Source organism: Prosthecobacter gellanilyticus, assembly GCF_007992435.1.
Classification (GTDB): domain Bacteria; phylum Verrucomicrobiota; class Verrucomicrobiia; order Verrucomicrobiales; family Verrucomicrobiaceae; genus Prosthecobacter; species Prosthecobacter gellanilyticus.
This window is the reverse complement of the sequence record NZ_BKAG01000009.1, coordinates 77,606-92,530: the sequence shown is the minus strand read 5'-3', so window position 1 is coordinate 92,530 and position 14,925 is coordinate 77,606. Positions and strand designations below refer to the sequence as shown.

13 protein-coding genes are annotated in these 14,925 nt (G+C 58.7%); 11 read left to right on the top strand and 2 right to left on the bottom strand.

Features of this window, described 5'->3' with window-relative positions:
- Nucleotides 1–66: 66 nt before the first annotated feature.
- The 6 genes from BGE01nite_RS08180 to BGE01nite_RS08155 all read left to right on the top strand — a co-directional run bounded on the left by BGE01nite_RS08180 (nucleotide 67) and on the right by BGE01nite_RS08155 (nucleotide 7,467).
- The gene (locus BGE01nite_RS08180) at nucleotides 67–1,698 is read left to right on the top strand and encodes an FAD-dependent oxidoreductase (protein ID WP_170266673.1); all 1,632 of its coding nucleotides are present in this window, start codon (nucleotides 67–69) and stop codon (nucleotides 1,696–1,698) included.
- A gap of 30 nt (nucleotides 1,699–1,728) precedes the next feature.
- The gene (locus BGE01nite_RS08175; RefSeq protein ID WP_146849950.1) at nucleotides 1,729–2,904 is read left to right on the top strand and encodes a sialidase family protein; all 1,176 of its coding nucleotides are present in this window, start codon (nucleotides 1,729–1,731) and stop codon (nucleotides 2,902–2,904) included.
- Between the two features lie 25 nt (nucleotides 2,905–2,929).
- Nucleotides 2,930–4,951 (top strand): SUMF1/EgtB/PvdO family nonheme iron enzyme, encoded by a 2,022-nt coding sequence (locus BGE01nite_RS08170; protein ID WP_146849949.1) that lies wholly within the window; start codon nucleotides 2,930–2,932, stop codon nucleotides 4,949–4,951.
- A 52-nt stretch (nucleotides 4,952–5,003) separates the two neighbouring features.
- Complete coding sequence (locus BGE01nite_RS08165) at nucleotides 5,004–5,255, top strand: DUF6429 family protein (protein WP_146849948.1); 252 nt, start codon at nucleotides 5,004–5,006, stop codon at nucleotides 5,253–5,255.
- Nucleotides 5,256–5,383: 128 nt separating this feature from the next.
- Complete coding sequence (locus tag BGE01nite_RS08160) at nucleotides 5,384–6,688, top strand: sialidase family protein (RefSeq protein WP_146849947.1); 1,305 nt, start codon at nucleotides 5,384–5,386, stop codon at nucleotides 6,686–6,688.
- A gap of 8 nt (nucleotides 6,689–6,696) precedes the next feature.
- Nucleotides 6,697–7,467 carry an alpha/beta hydrolase family protein gene (locus tag BGE01nite_RS08155; protein ID WP_146849946.1) on the top strand — a complete coding sequence of 257 codons (771 nt, stop codon included), beginning with the start codon at nucleotides 6,697–6,699 and terminating at the stop codon, nucleotides 7,465–7,467.
- A 410-nt stretch (nucleotides 7,468–7,877) separates the two neighbouring features.
- On the opposite strand, the gene BGE01nite_RS08145 is transcribed toward BGE01nite_RS08155, so the two are convergent.
- Nucleotides 7,878–8,420 carry a cob(I)yrinic acid a,c-diamide adenosyltransferase gene (locus BGE01nite_RS08145; RefSeq protein ID WP_170266672.1) on the bottom strand — a complete coding sequence of 181 codons (543 nt, stop codon included), beginning with the start codon at nucleotides 8,418–8,420 and terminating at the stop codon, nucleotides 7,878–7,880.
- A 110-nt stretch (nucleotides 8,421–8,530) separates the two neighbouring features.
- Here BGE01nite_RS08145 and BGE01nite_RS08140 point away from each other — a divergent pair, with 110 nt between their 5' ends.
- The 4 genes from BGE01nite_RS08140 (at nucleotide 8,531) to BGE01nite_RS08125 (ending at nucleotide 12,284) form a co-directional block, all read left to right on the top strand.
- Nucleotides 8,531–9,496: a hypothetical protein gene (locus tag BGE01nite_RS08140; protein ID WP_146849943.1), complete on the top strand. Its 966-nt coding sequence runs from the start codon at nucleotides 8,531–8,533 to the stop codon at nucleotides 9,494–9,496.
- A gap of 122 nt (nucleotides 9,497–9,618) precedes the next feature.
- Nucleotides 9,619–9,978, top strand: coding sequence for a hypothetical protein (locus BGE01nite_RS08135; RefSeq protein ID WP_146849942.1), 360 nt, complete (start codon nucleotides 9,619–9,621; stop codon nucleotides 9,976–9,978).
- A gap of 12 nt (nucleotides 9,979–9,990) precedes the next feature.
- Complete coding sequence (locus BGE01nite_RS08130; RefSeq protein WP_146849941.1) at nucleotides 9,991–10,692, top strand: hypothetical protein; 702 nt, start codon at nucleotides 9,991–9,993, stop codon at nucleotides 10,690–10,692.
- An 11-nt stretch (nucleotides 10,693–10,703) separates the two neighbouring features.
- Nucleotides 10,704–12,284 carry an ammonium transporter gene (locus BGE01nite_RS08125; RefSeq protein ID WP_146849940.1) on the top strand — a complete coding sequence of 527 codons (1,581 nt, stop codon included), beginning with the start codon at nucleotides 10,704–10,706 and terminating at the stop codon, nucleotides 12,282–12,284.
- Nucleotides 12,285–12,292: 8 nt separating this feature from the next.
- Here the strand turns inward: BGE01nite_RS08125 and BGE01nite_RS08120 are convergent, their stop codons facing one another.
- Complete coding sequence (locus tag BGE01nite_RS08120; RefSeq protein ID WP_146849939.1) at nucleotides 12,293–13,660, bottom strand: sulfatase-like hydrolase/transferase; 1,368 nt, start codon at nucleotides 13,658–13,660, stop codon at nucleotides 12,293–12,295.
- 141 nt (nucleotides 13,661–13,801) lie between these two features.
- Here BGE01nite_RS08120 and BGE01nite_RS08115 point away from each other — a divergent pair, with 141 nt between their 5' ends.
- Nucleotides 13,802–14,884, top strand: coding sequence for an SPFH and helix-turn-helix domain-containing protein (locus BGE01nite_RS08115; protein ID WP_146849938.1), 1,083 nt, complete (start codon nucleotides 13,802–13,804; stop codon nucleotides 14,882–14,884).
- The last annotated feature ends 41 nt before the right edge of the window (nucleotides 14,885–14,925 follow it).

Genomic DNA, 14,925 nt, shown 5'->3' with positions numbered 1-14,925 from the left:
GGCGAGTTCCCGAATGTTGACCTTGGACAAATCGATTCGATGTGTCGCGACGCTTGTCTTCCGATCATGAACCGCCCTTTCCTAGCCGTCCTAGCGCTTTTCTCATTCAGCGGAGCTCCCTCATTCTCCGCTGACCCGCTCCAGGCCGACGTTTGCGTCTATGGCGCCACGCCTTCCGGCATCCTGGCTGCCGTGACCGCGAAGCAAGAAGGCAAGACGGTGGTGCTCATTGAACCGAGTCGTTGGTTAGGCGGCATCCTGGGCGCAGGCATCAAACCCAAGCAGGACTGCCCGGAACCCAAAGCCGTCGGTGGACTCACGCAGAGCAAGGTCTTCGTCGCGGGAAAGAGCCCGCCAGAGATCCGCGAGTTCTTCAAGAAGTGGCTCGAAGAAGAAAAGGTGCCGGTGATCTATGAGCACCGTGTCTCCCAGGTTACGAAAGAGGGCACGCGCATCACCGAAGTTCAGCTCGAGCTGGCTCCACCAGATGAGTATGGCATTCCCGTGGCCGAAGCCAAGGCTGGTCCGGGCAAAAGCGTCTCTGCCAAAGTCTTCATCGATGCCAGCTACGAGGGTGACGTGATGGCCAAGGCCGCCGTGACGTATGCCGTGGGTCGTGATGCCCGTGATCTCTACAACGAAGAACCTGCCGGTGTGCGTGAACCGACACTGTGGCGGCCCGTGGATCCCTATGTGGAGAAGGGCAAGCCGGAGAGCGGCCTGCTGCCACTTGTGGATGCAGACCATGGCAAACCTTTGGGCGCAGGTGATGACTACACCCAAGCCTACAACTACCGCTTCTACGTCACCAAAGAACCCCCGAAGCGAGTGGAGATCGCACCGCCATCGAACTATGATCCGAAGCAGTTTGAAGCTGTGGGTCGCTATGTGAAATACATCATGCAGTGGGCGGGTGGTGATATGAAGAAGGCCAAGCCACGGCTCGCGAGCATCTTTCCAGGCTGGAAGAATGCAGGCGAGTATAACTACCAGCGCGACTCGCTCATCACCATCGCTCCGCTGGGCGTGAGCCGCTACTATCAGGATGGTGACTGGGCTGCGCGCAGCCGTGTCTGGCACCAGCACAAGGATCATCTCAGCGGTCTGCATCACTTCCTGAGCACGGATCCACGTGTGCCAGAGTCATTCCGCCAGGAAACCGCCGCGCTGGGTCTGGACCGCACCATGCATGAGGACACCGGCGGCTGGCCGAACCAGCTTTATGTTCGCATCTCCCGCCGCATGATGGGCAGCTATGTGCTCACGCATGCGGACGTGTTGAACAAGACAGAAGCGGATGATGCCGTGGGCCTGGCGTTGTATGGCGTGGACATCTATCCAGTACGCCGTTATGCGGCCAAGGATCCCAAGACTGGCGAGATGGGTGTGGCCGTGGAAGGAAACATGTTCATCGGCGGAGCCAAGGGCACCGGGCAGCCCTACCCGATCCCGTATCGCTCCATCGTTCCGAAGGCTGAGGAGTGCACGAACCTCATCGTGCCGATCTGTTTCTCCTCCAGCTACATCGCCTATGCCTCCGCACGCATGGAGCCGGTCTTTTGTGTGCTCGGCGAGTCCGCTGGTGTCGCCGCTGTGCAGGCCATAAATGCGGGTACCAGCGTGCAGCAGATCGATACAGCCGCACTGCGCAAGCGTCTGCTAGATAGAGGTCAAGTTTTGTCATGGAAACCTGAGTGATCTTGGCACGCAGGCGGGTAGTACCCGCACATGCCTAGACGCTACTTTCCGACCGCATTTGCGACCTTCGCAGCCCTGACCACCCTGATCACCGCCCAGGACACCGTTCGCCTGGACCCCGGTGATCCTGCGACCAAAGCAAGCGCGACAAGCGCCGCGACGCTGAAGCCAGCCACTCAAGAAAACGTCATCATCTACAAGGAGCCAGGACGCTACGGCGGCTGGCCTGCGAACCAGGGCCTCTGGCAATGGGGAGATGAACTCGTCGCGGGCTTCACGGCCACCTATTACAAGGAGACAACGACCGATCACCGCATCGACCGCACCAAGCCGAGTCATCGTGTACAGGCACGCAGCCTCGATGGCGGCAAGACCTGGAAGGTGGAGCCAGACCAGCCTTACTCAGACCGCAAAAATGAACCGAAGGCAGTGCCCTTGAAGGAGCCTCTCGACTTCACCGCGCCTGATTTCGCGCTGATGTTCCGCTTCGGCAGCTTGCACACCGGACCCTCATGGATCTACACCACGCATGACCGCTGCAAGACATGGCAGGGGCCGTTTACATTCGCCGTCGAAGGCGTGGACAAGATCTGCACGCGCACGGATTTGATTGTGCTTGGAAAGCAGGATTGCCTGATGTTTGGCAGTTGCGGCAAGGCCTCCGACAACAAGGAAGGCCGCGTCTTCTGTGCCCGCACCACCGATGGCGGGCTGACCTGGAAGCTGCAGAACTACATCGGCGAAGAACCACCACCGGGCGGCTTCGCCATCATGCCGAGCTCAGTGAGAACCAAAGGCGGAGCACTGCTTACGACGATCCGTCGCGGCAAACCTGAGTATTGCATTGAACTCTGGCGCAGTGATGACCTCGGCAAGACCTGGACGAAGGTGAATGATGTGACCAGCAACATCGGAGGCAATCCACCGGCCACCGTGCTGCTACCAGACGGCCGCCTGTGCGTGACCTATGGCTTCCGTCGCAAACCGAGCGGCATGCGTGCCCGCATCAGCAGTGATGAAGGCAAGACCTGGACGCCGGAAGTGATTCTGCGCGATGACGGCTTCGATGGCGACCTCGGCTATCCACGCAGCCTTGTGCGCCCAGATGGCCGCATACTCACCGTCTATTACTTCAACGGGCCGCGTGGTGAGGACCGGGCCATCGAAGGCACTTTCTGGACACCGCCTGTTGCCACGGATCGCTGAACCTCGTTGACTGTCATTGAAGACCATGAAGCCTTTTCTCATCGTTTGTTTGGCCTCAGCCGCTTATTCCGCCGAGCCGATCACCAACTCCATCGGCATGAAGCTGGTGCCCATTGAGCCCGGAAGCTTCCTCATGGGGCAGGATGGTCCGGCGGCGGACCACCGGATGGTGAAGCATCCGGAGAAATTTGACGATGCAGACTGGGATGAGAAGCCTGCGCATCGCGTGACCATCACTCAGCTTTTTTACATGGGTGCCACCGAGGTCACAGTAGGGCAGTATCGCCAAAGCGATCCCGACTTTCGCAAAAACACTCCAGATGATGAGGCAGTGAACTCCATCTCCTGGGAGCAGGCGGTAAAGTACTGCGAATGGCTCTCGAAGAAGGAAGCACGTCCCTATCGCCTGCCGACCGAGGCCGAGTGGGAGTATGCCTGCCGCGCCGGAGCCACGACGCTCTTTCATACAGGTGATGCTCTGCCAGATGGCTTTCAACCTTGGTGGAGTGACAAAGGTTATGCGGAGCGATATTTTGGAAGTGGTGCCTTTCCGAAACCTTACCGCAAAGAAGAAACTGGCAGCCTGCGAGTGGCACAGACACCTGCCAATGCCTGGGGGCTGCATGACATGCATGGCAATGTAGCCGAGTGGTGCCAGGATTGGTATGGCCCCTATGAAGCCGGCGAACAAACAGATCCGTTAGGCCGCAGCGAGGGAGACTTCCGAGTCTTTCGCGGCGGACACCATTCGGCATTCGCTCGTTTGCTGCGCTCAGCGAACCGCGGTGCCTGGCTGCCCAACACCCGGAACAACAAAACAGGCTTTCGCGTGGTGCTTGGGGAGCTGCCTCCAGGAAAGACGTTGCCACCTCCCGCAGCACCTTTGAATGCGCAGAATGTGAAGCAGGAAGCGATCAAGATCGAGAAAGGTCCGCAGGACGTGCCTGTGTTCATCTCGGCCAAGCCTTACGTGAAGATTGCCAAGGACGCCTTGGGCCCACTTTACTTCACGCACAATCACAGCCCGGGCATCACCGAATGTCCAAACGGGGATCTGCTCGCGATCTGGTATTCCTGCGCGGATGAAGGTGGTGCCGAGCTCAGCAATGTCGCGAGCCGTTTGCGCCATGGCAGCACGGAGTGGGAGCCTGCTTCATCCTTCTGGGATGGAGCGGATGTCAATGATCACGGTCCGAAGATCTGGTGGGACGGCAAGAGTACGCTGTATCATCATGTGCGCGGTCGTGATGAGAACCTTATCCGCACCTCCACGGACAATGGCGTCACCTGGTCACGGCCAACGATCGCAGCGCCTGTGGGTGAGTTCGGCAACCAGCTCATCCGCCTCGCGGATGGCGCGCTCGTCATCACCAATGACATGCGGCAGTGCAGCCTGGTGTTCAGCAAGGATGGAGGCAAAAGCTGGGACTGGAATGACACCGAGAAGAAGCCGAGCGACTTCCGCCCTGGTGGCAAAGGTTTGCGCTATCCAGGTATTCATGCGCCCATCGTGCAGCTCAAGGATGGCCGCATCATGGCCATCAGCCGCAATGATCCAGAGCCCGACCAAGCCAAGTTTGATTTCAAAACACCGATCAGCTACAGCGCTGACCTCGGCAAAAGCTGGACCTACACGGCTAGCGAATTCCCGGCCATCAGCTCCGTGCAGCGTGCCACCATGATCCGCCTGAGTGAAGGTGGCATCCTCGTGTGCAGCTTCACGGATCAATGGAGCAACTGGAAGAACAGGAAGGGCATGACCTTCAAGTCGATGAAGGGTGAGTTCACCGGCTACGGCATGTTCGCCGCCGTGTCCTTTGATGAGGGCAAGACCTGGCCCGTGCGCAAGCTCATCACACCCGGCGGCAAAGACCACTCCATCAACATGATCGACCGCAACATGTGCGTGCTGAATGACACGATGGCCGAGCCCTGCGGCTATCTCTCCTCAACCCAAACACGCGACGGCAACATCCAGCTCATCACCAGCAAGAACCATTACGTCTTCAATCTCGCGTGGCTGAAAGAACTGCCAGAGGGACCCTAAATTTCTTGGAGATTTCAGATGATGGGCGGCGGTATCGTATAACCTTCATCCTATGAAACCTGACCACGACAAGATTGACGATGCCGTCCTGGCCCTGCTCCACCTTGGCTCGTCTCAAAGCAATATGGAGGAACAGTATGGCACGGCGACCGCCTGGAAATCTCATGACTGGGACGCGCTTTCAAGGCTGCACGAGAAGGGTTTGATCAGTGATCCTGTGAACAAAAACAAGTCCATAGCACTCACGGAAGAAGGGTTAAGGAGATCACGCGAGCTCTTCGAGCAGCTGTTCTGCAAGTCATAAGACACCGAACGAAACCAGGGGGACAATTTCGGGTCAAGAATCAGCATTCACAGTTCAAGCATGCGCACTCATTCAGCCGGATAGCCGATAGAAGACGAGCAAGGATGAGCGTCCGCCTCTTTTCCGACGTGAAATCCATCCTTCAGCTTTCTCTCTTCTTGATCGTCTCCGTGACATCAGGTCAGATCCGTCCACTAGCTCAGGATCATGTGGCCATCTGGACTTCGCCTGATCCTGCGCGCATCTATTGTTATACTCCAGCCATCTGCCGGTTGCCATCGGGTAGGCTGGTGGTGACACATGAGATATCTTCGGCCGGCAAACCCGTTCCGCCCGACAACAAGCCGTTTCATGAGGCGCGTGTCATGACGAGCGATGATGGCGGCAAGATCTGGACACAGCGCCATACCTTTAATCTCACCTTCGCGCGGCCCTTCGTGGCCGGAAAGTCACTCTACATTGTCGGGATGAAGTCGCAGGTCGGCGTGCTGCGTTCGGATGACGATGGTATCACCTGGAGTGAGCAGGTGTCTCTCAATGACAAGGGCATCTGGCATCAGTCCGCATGCAATGTCCTCTTCACCAAAGGCAATGTGTATCTGGTCATGGAAAAACATGCGCCACTGCGTGGCATCCAGGGATGGCAGGTGGGAGATCTGGCACCGGTGCTGATGCGGGCGAAAGCAGACAGCGATCTGCTCGATCGGAAGAGCTGGACCTTTGCCAGCGAGCTGGTGTTTGAGGATCTGCCAGAATCCCGGATGCCGAATGCATTCGGGTTTCCCTTTCACCCCATGGACCGGAAGAAGGTGACCTTTCTGGTGCCACCGAAAGGCCGCAGCATTGCTCCAGCAGGCTGGCTGGAGACAAATGTGGTGCAGTTCACGGATCCACAGCATCTGTGGCATGATCCTGCGGGAAAGACTTTTTATCTCTGGATGCGCGCCAACACGGGCATGACCAACTATGCCGCCATCGCCCAGGTGAAGGAGAACGAGGATGGCAGCATGACCACCTCCGTGGTGAAGTCACCGGCAGGCACGCCCATGCTCTTCGTCCCCTGCCCTGGCGGCCAGATGCGCTTTCATGTTGAGTGGGATGAGAAGACGAAGCTTTACTGGCTGCTCGGATCACAGACCACGGACTCCATGATCCGGCCTGATGCCATGCCGAAGGATCGCTGGGGAACACCGGACAATGAACGGCACCGCCTCGTGCTGCACTTCTCCAAAAACATGATCGACTGGTGTTTCGCGGGTGTCGTCAGCATCGGTGCCACGCCGAAGGAAAGCCGGCACTATGCCAGCATGTGCATCGATGGTGAGGACCTCGTCATCGTGAGCCGCAGCGGCGATGAAAAGGCTCATTCCGCGCATAACGGTAATTTGATCACCTTTCATCGCGTTCAGAGGTTCCGCAGCCTCGTCTACTGAACTGAACCATGAAACGCTTCCTTCTTCTCCTGATCGCCTGTTTCACCCTGCCCCTGGCAGCTCAAGACAACTTTCCCAGGAAAGCCGAGACCTTTGATCTGGCAGGAGGAAAGGGATTCATCTATGCCGCGCCGAAGCCCGGTGAAGGCAAACCCTGGCTCTGGTATGCGCCAACGCTGAAGGGTGTCTCGATCGTGGGCAAGAAGATGTATTTCGAGGCCTTCATGAACGCAGGCATCAGCATCGCCGGCTTTGACATCGGCGAAGTGCGCGGAGCCCCCGGCAGCACGGCGAAGTTTCATCAGTTCTATGAGGAGATGGTGAAGCGTGGCTACTCATCGAAACCCATCCTGTTAGGCCAGAGCCGCGGCGGCATGATGACGCTGGCCTGGGCCTTCCGGCACCCGGACAAGGTGAAGGCCTGGATCGGCATCTATCCTGTCTGCAACCTCGCCAGCTGGTCCCTGAAGAACTCGAAGCCGCAGACGCTGGCCGACTTTGGCATGACCGAGGAAGAACTCACCACCAAGCTCACGGAGTTCAATCCCATCGACAATCTGAAGGGCCTGCTGGAAAACAAAGTGCCGATGTTTGCCGTGCATGGCGACTCGGATCTCTCGGTGCCCTATGTGGACAACACGAAGATCCTCAAAGAGCGCTACGAGGCCGGTGGCGGGAAGTTCAGCGTGAAAGTCATCCCTGGAGAAGGTCACAAGGTCGGACCTTCGTTCTTCGAGTGCCAGGAGCTGGTGGACTTTGTGCTGGCAAACGCGAAGTGAAGTGATCTTGACGGCAGCGTCCACTCAGCTCGCAAAAAACATGCCGGGGATTGATGCGCACGGTCGGCAGTTCCTCAGGGAAACGGCAAGGGTGTCAGCTCACTTCGGGCCTTTTGCCACCATCCAGAAGACTTTCCGTAGTAGATGTTATTGGCCCAATATGCTTCATCCTCATGGAAAAAGATATGGTGGTCTCCGATATGGCCCCATCCTGCAAAAGAACGGTTGAGCCTTGCCAAAGCTTCACTGGGACTGATCCCAAACTCATTGACCATGTAGTCAATGATATCATGACAGTCAGCGATAGCTCTGACAGATGCAGTAAAGCTGAAAACATGACCGGACTCTTCCATATATCTGATTAAACGTTAGGCATCACACCCCCTTCGTCATTCGAAATTCGGAATTCGTCATTTCATTCCCATCTCTTCCCACCGCGCCAGCAGCCAGAGCACATCTGCAAGACGGTTCAGGAAGCGCATGATCACCACGTTCGGCACTTCCTGGTCCGTGCCCATGAGGTCGACAACATTCCTTTCCGCACGCCGGCAGGCCACGCGGGCGAGATCGGCATAGGCGCCGGTCATCACACCGGCCTCGCCGGGCAGGGCCCAGCCTTTGATCTGGAGGGCGCCACCCGCTTCCAGTTTTGCTACCCACTCGTCCAGCCAGGTGACCTTGCCTTCATCAAAGGGACCATGCTTCGCGGCATAGCGCTGCTCCTCACCGGGAGGTGTGGCCAGCTCTCCCATGAGGGTGATGAGCCAGGGCTGCACGGTGCTCACCACTTCGCGAGTCTCTGTGCGCAAAGCGGCCACGCGCAGGGGGCCGAGGGCGGCATTGAGTTCATCCACCGCACCGAGGGCGTGGACACGAGGATGGGACTTGGCAAGCCGGCAGCCGAAGAGGAGATCTGTCTCCCCCTGGTCACCGCGACGGGTGGCGATGGACATCCTCATCTATATGCATTTCTGAGAAAGCACCGCCAGTCGAGTGTGATCTTTTTGCTTCCCAAAGCAATCACTTGGACTCTAACATGCGTACTATCAGAGGCTTACAGCATATGAAACCCCTCTCCGCCCTTTGCCACCTGTGCATGCTCGCCTTGAGCATAAGTGTCAGCTTCGCGGATGCTCCGGAGACGGTGTCGCTCGCAGAACGGCCCCGCATGGCGCTCTATGCGGAAGAGGTCACGATCGATGGCAAGCCACGACCTGATCTTGCCAGAGCTCTGGCGGATACGCTAGGCACGTCTTTGCTGAAGCGCGGCCAGGTGCGTCTCTTCAGCCTGGAAAGCGCGGCCACGCAGGATGCCACTGGCATGATCGCCAGTTCCAACCAGATCGGCAGCGCACAGCGCCTCCAGCGTCTGATGGACGAGGGCCTGGACTACATTCTGACCTTCAATGTCGTCGGCATCGGCGGGCATCATCTCCTGAGCGTGAAGAAGACTCGCGCACGCACCAGCGAGGTGGTGGAGTCTCACCAATACACCAGCATCGGGCGGGAGACAGGCTTGTTCAAACTCATCGCCCAGGTGATGGAGGCGGTGGATCCCCTGCCCTATGGCAAGTCTGGTGTCTTTCCGCGTTCGCAGTCTCCAGCGGAATACTGGCCAGCGCCAAAGCCTGAGACACCGGAGTATGTCATCGCCCGGGCTCTACCAGCCGGACCTGCCGTGGTCACGGACGATGAAACGGAGTATGATCCATGGCAGGAAAATCTGGCACCTGCGCCCAGCTATGATCTCAGCCGGGTGCCCAAGGCGCTCGTCTACCGACATCTCGGTACGGTGAACTACATCAATCCCACCTGGAAGTTTTGCATCATCGATCCCGTGCGCGGATATCGCTTTCAGGAGCAGGATCCGATGCACATCCTCTGGGATGAGGGAGACGTGTATGCGCACCTGCGGGTGAGCGCGGTGGAGCGTGAGGGTGTCGTGCTGGACATGGGCCGCACGCCTGACCACCACCCCATTTTCAAAGGAGACAAAGTGTATGGCTGGGCACCGCTGCAGCCGCGCTGAGCAGAGCGCTTGAAAGCATTAATGATTAGGCGCTAGAGAACCTCAGCCGCGCCGGTTTTACAAATTTGTGACTTTCTCGCTCGCCGGGCTGATTTGGCATACGCCATGCTTTCGGAGGTGGTGTGGAAGAACCGACCCGAATCATTCCGCTCAGTCCTGAGCGGACCGCGCAGCAGCCTTCGAACATCGTTCGGATGCCGCCGGATCCTGGCTTGATCAAGCTCGACACAGCTTCGGGGCGCGAAACGATCTCAGGCGGCGAGGCGGACTCCGCGCAGCGCTTTACCAGCGAGGTGAAGTATGTGAGCTACTTCGCGCAGAAGCTGGCAGACACGCTGGGCATGCGCCAGCTCACGCTGGGCATCGTGGAAGATCGCGAAGGCCAGACGGCTTTCCGCGCCTCCTCCTCCGGCTGGCATGGAGCTGTCTCGAGCAACCGGCGCAGCCTCTGGCAGGTGCGTGAAACCCTGCAGCGCGGCTAATCGCGACACACCATGACTGCCAACTCGCTCATCGCTGCCGCAGCCTCCCTCCAGCGCCTCGAAGGCGTGGCCGGAGTCATTCTTTTCAAAGGCAGGAACACCGTGCACAAGCAGATGCCGTTCTCTGACGGGCGTGCGCTTGATCTGCAGGAAACTATCTCGCAGATGGTGGATGGATATCGGCAGGTGCGGAGGAAGATGCGACAACTCTACCTGGAGTTTGATGGCGGCACGCTGCTCATCATCATCCAGGACGAAAGCGTGCTGGTCATGCTGCTCACCGCGCGCGCGGACGCGGACCTCGTCGCCAGCGCGGCCAGTGTTTTGATGAGCGATCATGCGCTGATGCTGACACAACTTCCCAGTGATACGCCCACCACCCCTGCCAAGACTTCAGACGGCATCGAGGAACTTGTGGTCACAAGCCCGCTGCGCATTCAGGAGATGAATGAGAAAGCGGAGCCTCTGGTGAACAACTGGGGGCAGGTGCGCAAAGTGGTGGAATCACTGCTAGGCAAGGTCATGGGCCGCGCGCAGGTGGGCAACTTGATCGACCGCACTTTGGAAAAACGCAGCACGCCAGATCCCTACCGCCTGCCGGTCTCCGAGGTGCGCAAGCTCGCCATCTCGCTCATCGAGTATGTGCCCAACACGGCCAAGCGCCAGGCCCTGCTGAGCGAGCTGGAGCCGCAGCTTTCCGAACTTCTCCCCTGAGTCATCCTTTCATGAGATCCTACCTGCTCACCGCCCTCCTTTTTGTTTGCGCCTCTCTACCCGCCCAAACTCCAGCTCCCACTCCGGATGTGGCACCGCTGGAGCAGAAGCTGGACGGCATCCTTGGTAAGATTGACGCCAGCCAACGATTGGAAAAGCGCCTGGACAGCATCGCCACGAAACTGGATGCCACGGAGAGCGTGGCGGGAAAGCTGGACATCATCTTGGAGAAGCTGAGCGCCCATGAGAAGACGCTGGAAAAGATCTCCACACCGGCGGCGGCGCCTGTCACTGCCAAGGCTGCAGAACCCACACCTGTCCCAGCCACAGCTGCCACGGTTCCGAACGAAGCGCTCACCACACTCCAGTCTAACATTAACTATGTCTGGATCATCGTCACGGCGGCCATGGTGTTCTTCATGCAGGCGGGCTTTGTGATGCTGGAGATCGGTGCCTGCCGCGCGAAGAACACGATCAACATCGTGATGAAGTCCTTCCTCGACTTTTGCATCTGCGCCATCGTCTTCCTCTTCATTGGTTTCCCGATCATGTTCGGCAGCACGTGGAACGGCCTCTTTGGCACAGATCATTTCTGGATTTCAGATCTGCCAGGAGACCATCCGGTCTGGGTCTTCTGGTTCTTCCAGATGGGCTTTGCCGGTGTGGCCTGCACCATCCTCTCCGGGGCTGTGGCTGAGCGCACAAAGTTCCTCGGTTATCTCTTCTACTGCGCGCTCTTCACAGCCTTCATCTATCCTGTCATCGGTCACTGGGCCTGGGGGAGCTTCGGCGGTGCCTTTGGCATGGGCACGGACAAGGGCTGGCTGGAGGCCATGGGCTTCGTGGACTACGCGGGTTCCACGGTGGTGCATGCTTGTGGTGGCGCCTGCTCGCTGGCCGGCATTCTGGCGGTCGGACCACGTCACGGACGCTTTGCCAAGGACGGCACGCCGCGTCTGATCGCCGGTCACAACGTGCCCCTCGTCATTCTTGGCGTGCTGCTGCTGTGGTTTGGCTGGTTCGGCTTCAACGCGGGCTCCTCGCTGTCTGCCACATCGGTCATTGGAAGGCTCGTGGTCAATACCACCATCAGCCCGGCGGCGGCGGGCATTGCGGCCATGGCGGCCATGTGGTTCATCCAGGGCAAGCCGGATGTGAACATCGCCATGAACGGCGCGCTCGGCGGTGCGGTAGCCATCACGGCTTGCTGCAGTAATGTCACTCCAGCTTCAGCCGTGGTCATCGGCACCATCGGCGGCATCATCACCACCGTGGCGACAATCGCGCTGGAGCGCTGGCAGATTGATGACGCCGTCGGTGCGGTGCCGGTGCATCTTTGCTGTGGCTGGTGGGGCACTCTCAGTGTGGCGTTGTTTGATGAGAAAGGCTTCTCGATCGAGCGGCTCGGCGTGCAGGCACTGGGCACGGTGTCCGCCAGCGTCTATGCATTTGTCACCTGCTTCCTGATCTTCAAAATCATCAACTTCGCCGTCCGCACTCGTGCGACCGAGGAAGAACAGGTCAATGGTCTGGACTTCACGGAGCACGCAGCGAATGCGTATCCGGACTTCCACACGACGGAGCAGGCTTGATACATGCTTCAGTGTAAAGGATCGTGGTTCGCGAGCCTCCAGACTTGCAAGCGCCGCTTGAGATCCGCCTTGCGTTCCTGCTGCTTCGCATCGCCACTCAGATCCTTCAACTCATGCGGATCGCTTTGAAGATCGAAAAGCTGTTCACGGCCAAGCTTGGGATAGATGACCAGCTTCCAGCGTGAATCACAGATCATGCGCTGCGTGTCCGTGAACATGCCCGTGATAAAGTCATGCACGTGATCCGTCTTGTGCATGAGCATGGGCACGAGACTATCTGACTTCACGGTGTCTGGAATAGCGACGCCAGTGAGCTCGCAGAGCGTGGGGAACAGATCGCTCAATTGAACGAGTGCCGCACTGTGCTCGTTCTTCGGCAAACCTGGCCCGCAAATGATCAAGGGACTGCGGATGCTGTGCTCGTATTGGTTTTGTTTTCCAAGCAGGCCATGGCTGCCGAGGGCGAGGCCTTGGTCACTGGTGAAGATGATGATCGTTTCATCCAGCGATGGTAGTGCCGCGAGGATGCGGCCGAGATGTGCATCGAGATCCGTGACCATGGCATAGTAGAGAGCGAGCTCTTCCCGGACGGCGGCTTCTTCGCGCGGCGTTGGCAGAAGCAGTTCGTCGCGACCATCGATGTTGCCATGATCAAAGGGATGCTTCGTCGCGAAGTTGGGCGGCAGCGGAATCTTGGCAGGATCATAGCGCTCCTTCATGCCTTCGGGCCACTGGCGCGGATCATGAGGAAAGGCGAAGTTCACATGCACGAACCACGGTTTGTCTTTTGGCGCGGATCGAATCGCTTCGATGGCACCATCGGCAACGTGGCGACTGTTGCTCGGCTGTAGACCGATGCCTTTATCGAGCTCGGGTTTGTTTTGCGCATCTTTAAAAGTCCAGCCGCGGTAGCCGGTGAGCGGGCGGCCGCGCTCATCATTGTCCGGCTGCGCAGTGCCTTTGCCGCCGCCACTTGAGTAGAGGCCGCTGGTGGTCGTGTAGCCGCGCTGCTGGGGATGGCCGTCATTGTGCCATTTGCCGGTGTAGCTGGTGTGATAGCCGGCCTTTTGAAGAGTGCCGGCCAGCGTGGCCAGTTTGGGATCGATGGCGCCTTCCGGATACTTCGGCAGCGCCACAAAGGCGGGTGTGCCGGTGAGGATCTGCGCGCGGCTGACATGGCAGATCGGGTAGCCCGCATAGGCCCGGGTGAAGGAAGTGCCGAGCGTTGTCAGGCGGTCCAGGTTCGGCGTCTCGACCACCGCATTTCCCAGAGCATGGATGGTATCCGGGCGCTGGTCATCGGACACCACCAGGAGAATGTTTGGCGCGGCGGAGGCCGTCTGGGCCATGAACAGGGCGGCAAGGAGCAGTCGCATGGACCTGTGAACGCAGGGATTGGGGGCCAGCCTTCAGGGGAGGTGGCGATTACAAACCAAGTTTAAACTTTTCATCGCCCCGGGCTCCGCCTAGCCTACAAACACGCCTCGGAAAAACCAAACTTCTACACACATACGACCATGGGCCTGATGGATTACCTCAAAGGACAGTTCCTCGAAATCATTCAGTGGCAGGACGACTCGCGTGACACGCTGGTCTGGCGCTTCCCGGACGAGGACAAGGAAATCAAGCGCGGCGCGCAGCTCATCGTGCGCGAGTCACAGGTGGTGCAGTTTGTCTACCTGGGCCAGTTCGGCGATACCTTCCAGCCCGGCAAGCATGACCTCGTCACGGACAACATCCCCATCCTCTCCACGCTGAAGGGCTGGAAGTATGGTTTTGAGTCTCCTTTCAAGGCGGACGTGTACTACGTCACCACGCGCCTCTTCGCGGGCAACAAGTGGGGCACGAGCAATCCCATCATGATGCGCGACCAGGACTTTGGCATCGTGCGTGTGCGTGCCTTTGGCACCTTTGATTTCAAGATCAGTGATCCCAAACTCTTCCTGAAGGAAGTCAGCGGTTCGGATCATCATTTCCGTCTCGATGAATTTGCCGACACGATGCGCAGCCGCATTGTCAGTGTGTTCACGGATGCTCTGGCCTCCGCCAAAGTGCCGGTGCTGGATCTCGCCACGCGCTACAGCGAGCTCGGCGAGGCGCTGCTGCCGATCATCAATCCACAGACCCAGTCCAAATATGGCATCGAGATCACCAGCTTCATTCTGGAGAACGCCAGCGTGCCGCCTGAAGTCGAGGCCGCGATCGACAAGCGCAGCAGCATGGGCGCGATCGGCAATCTGAACGACTACGTGAAATTCCAGATGGCCGAGGGCATGGCGAACGGAGGCGGCGGCATGGCCGGCTCTGCTGCGGAAATCGCCATGGGCTTTGGCATGGCTAACCAAATGATGGGTCAAGGCGCCTTCAACATGAACCAGCCCCCGCCGCTGCCCGGCGCCGCACCTGCAGCCGCTGCTGCTCCGGCCGCAGCAGCCGCACCGGGAGGAGACATCCTCACGCCAGCCCAGGTCGCTCAGATCCTCGGTGTGACGGAACTGGATGTCATCGCCAGCATCGAGTCCGGGGACCTCAAAGGCAAAAGGATCGGCACTCAGTTCCGCATTACCAAGGCGGCTTTGGACGAGTTCTTGGCGCACTGAGTTTAACTTTGCATGAAGCGGGGAGATGGAGAGTCAGGTTA

Bases quoted from the DNA above. Each gene is read 5' to 3' on its own strand.
- BGE01nite_RS08180 (WP_170266673.1), top strand. From the start codon at position 67: ATGAACCGCCCTTTCCTAGCCGTCCTAGCGCTTTTCTCATTCAGCGGA.
- BGE01nite_RS08140 (WP_146849943.1), top strand. From the start codon at position 8,531: ATGAAACCCCTCTCCGCCCTTTGCCACCTGTGCATGCTCGCCTTGAGC.
- BGE01nite_RS08155 (WP_146849946.1), top strand. From the start codon at position 6,697: ATGAAACGCTTCCTTCTTCTCCTGATCGCCTGTTTCACCCTGCCCCTG.
- BGE01nite_RS08130 (WP_146849941.1), top strand. From the start codon at position 9,991: ATGACTGCCAACTCGCTCATCGCTGCCGCAGCCTCCCTCCAGCGCCTC.
- BGE01nite_RS08165 (WP_146849948.1), top strand. From the start codon at position 5,004: ATGAAACCTGACCACGACAAGATTGACGATGCCGTCCTGGCCCTGCTC.
- BGE01nite_RS08120 (WP_146849939.1), bottom strand. From the start codon at position 13,660: ATGCGACTGCTCCTTGCCGCCCTGTTCATGGCCCAGACGGCCTCCGCC.
- BGE01nite_RS08175 (WP_146849950.1), top strand. From the start codon at position 1,729: ATGCCTAGACGCTACTTTCCGACCGCATTTGCGACCTTCGCAGCCCTG.
- BGE01nite_RS08125 (WP_146849940.1), top strand. From the start codon at position 10,704: ATGAGATCCTACCTGCTCACCGCCCTCCTTTTTGTTTGCGCCTCTCTA.
- BGE01nite_RS08115 (WP_146849938.1), top strand. From the start codon at position 13,802: ATGGGCCTGATGGATTACCTCAAAGGACAGTTCCTCGAAATCATTCAG.
- BGE01nite_RS08170 (WP_146849949.1), top strand. From the start codon at position 2,930: ATGAAGCCTTTTCTCATCGTTTGTTTGGCCTCAGCCGCTTATTCCGCC.
- BGE01nite_RS08145 (WP_170266672.1), bottom strand. From the start codon at position 8,420: ATGTCCATCGCCACCCGTCGCGGTGACCAGGGGGAGACAGATCTCCTC.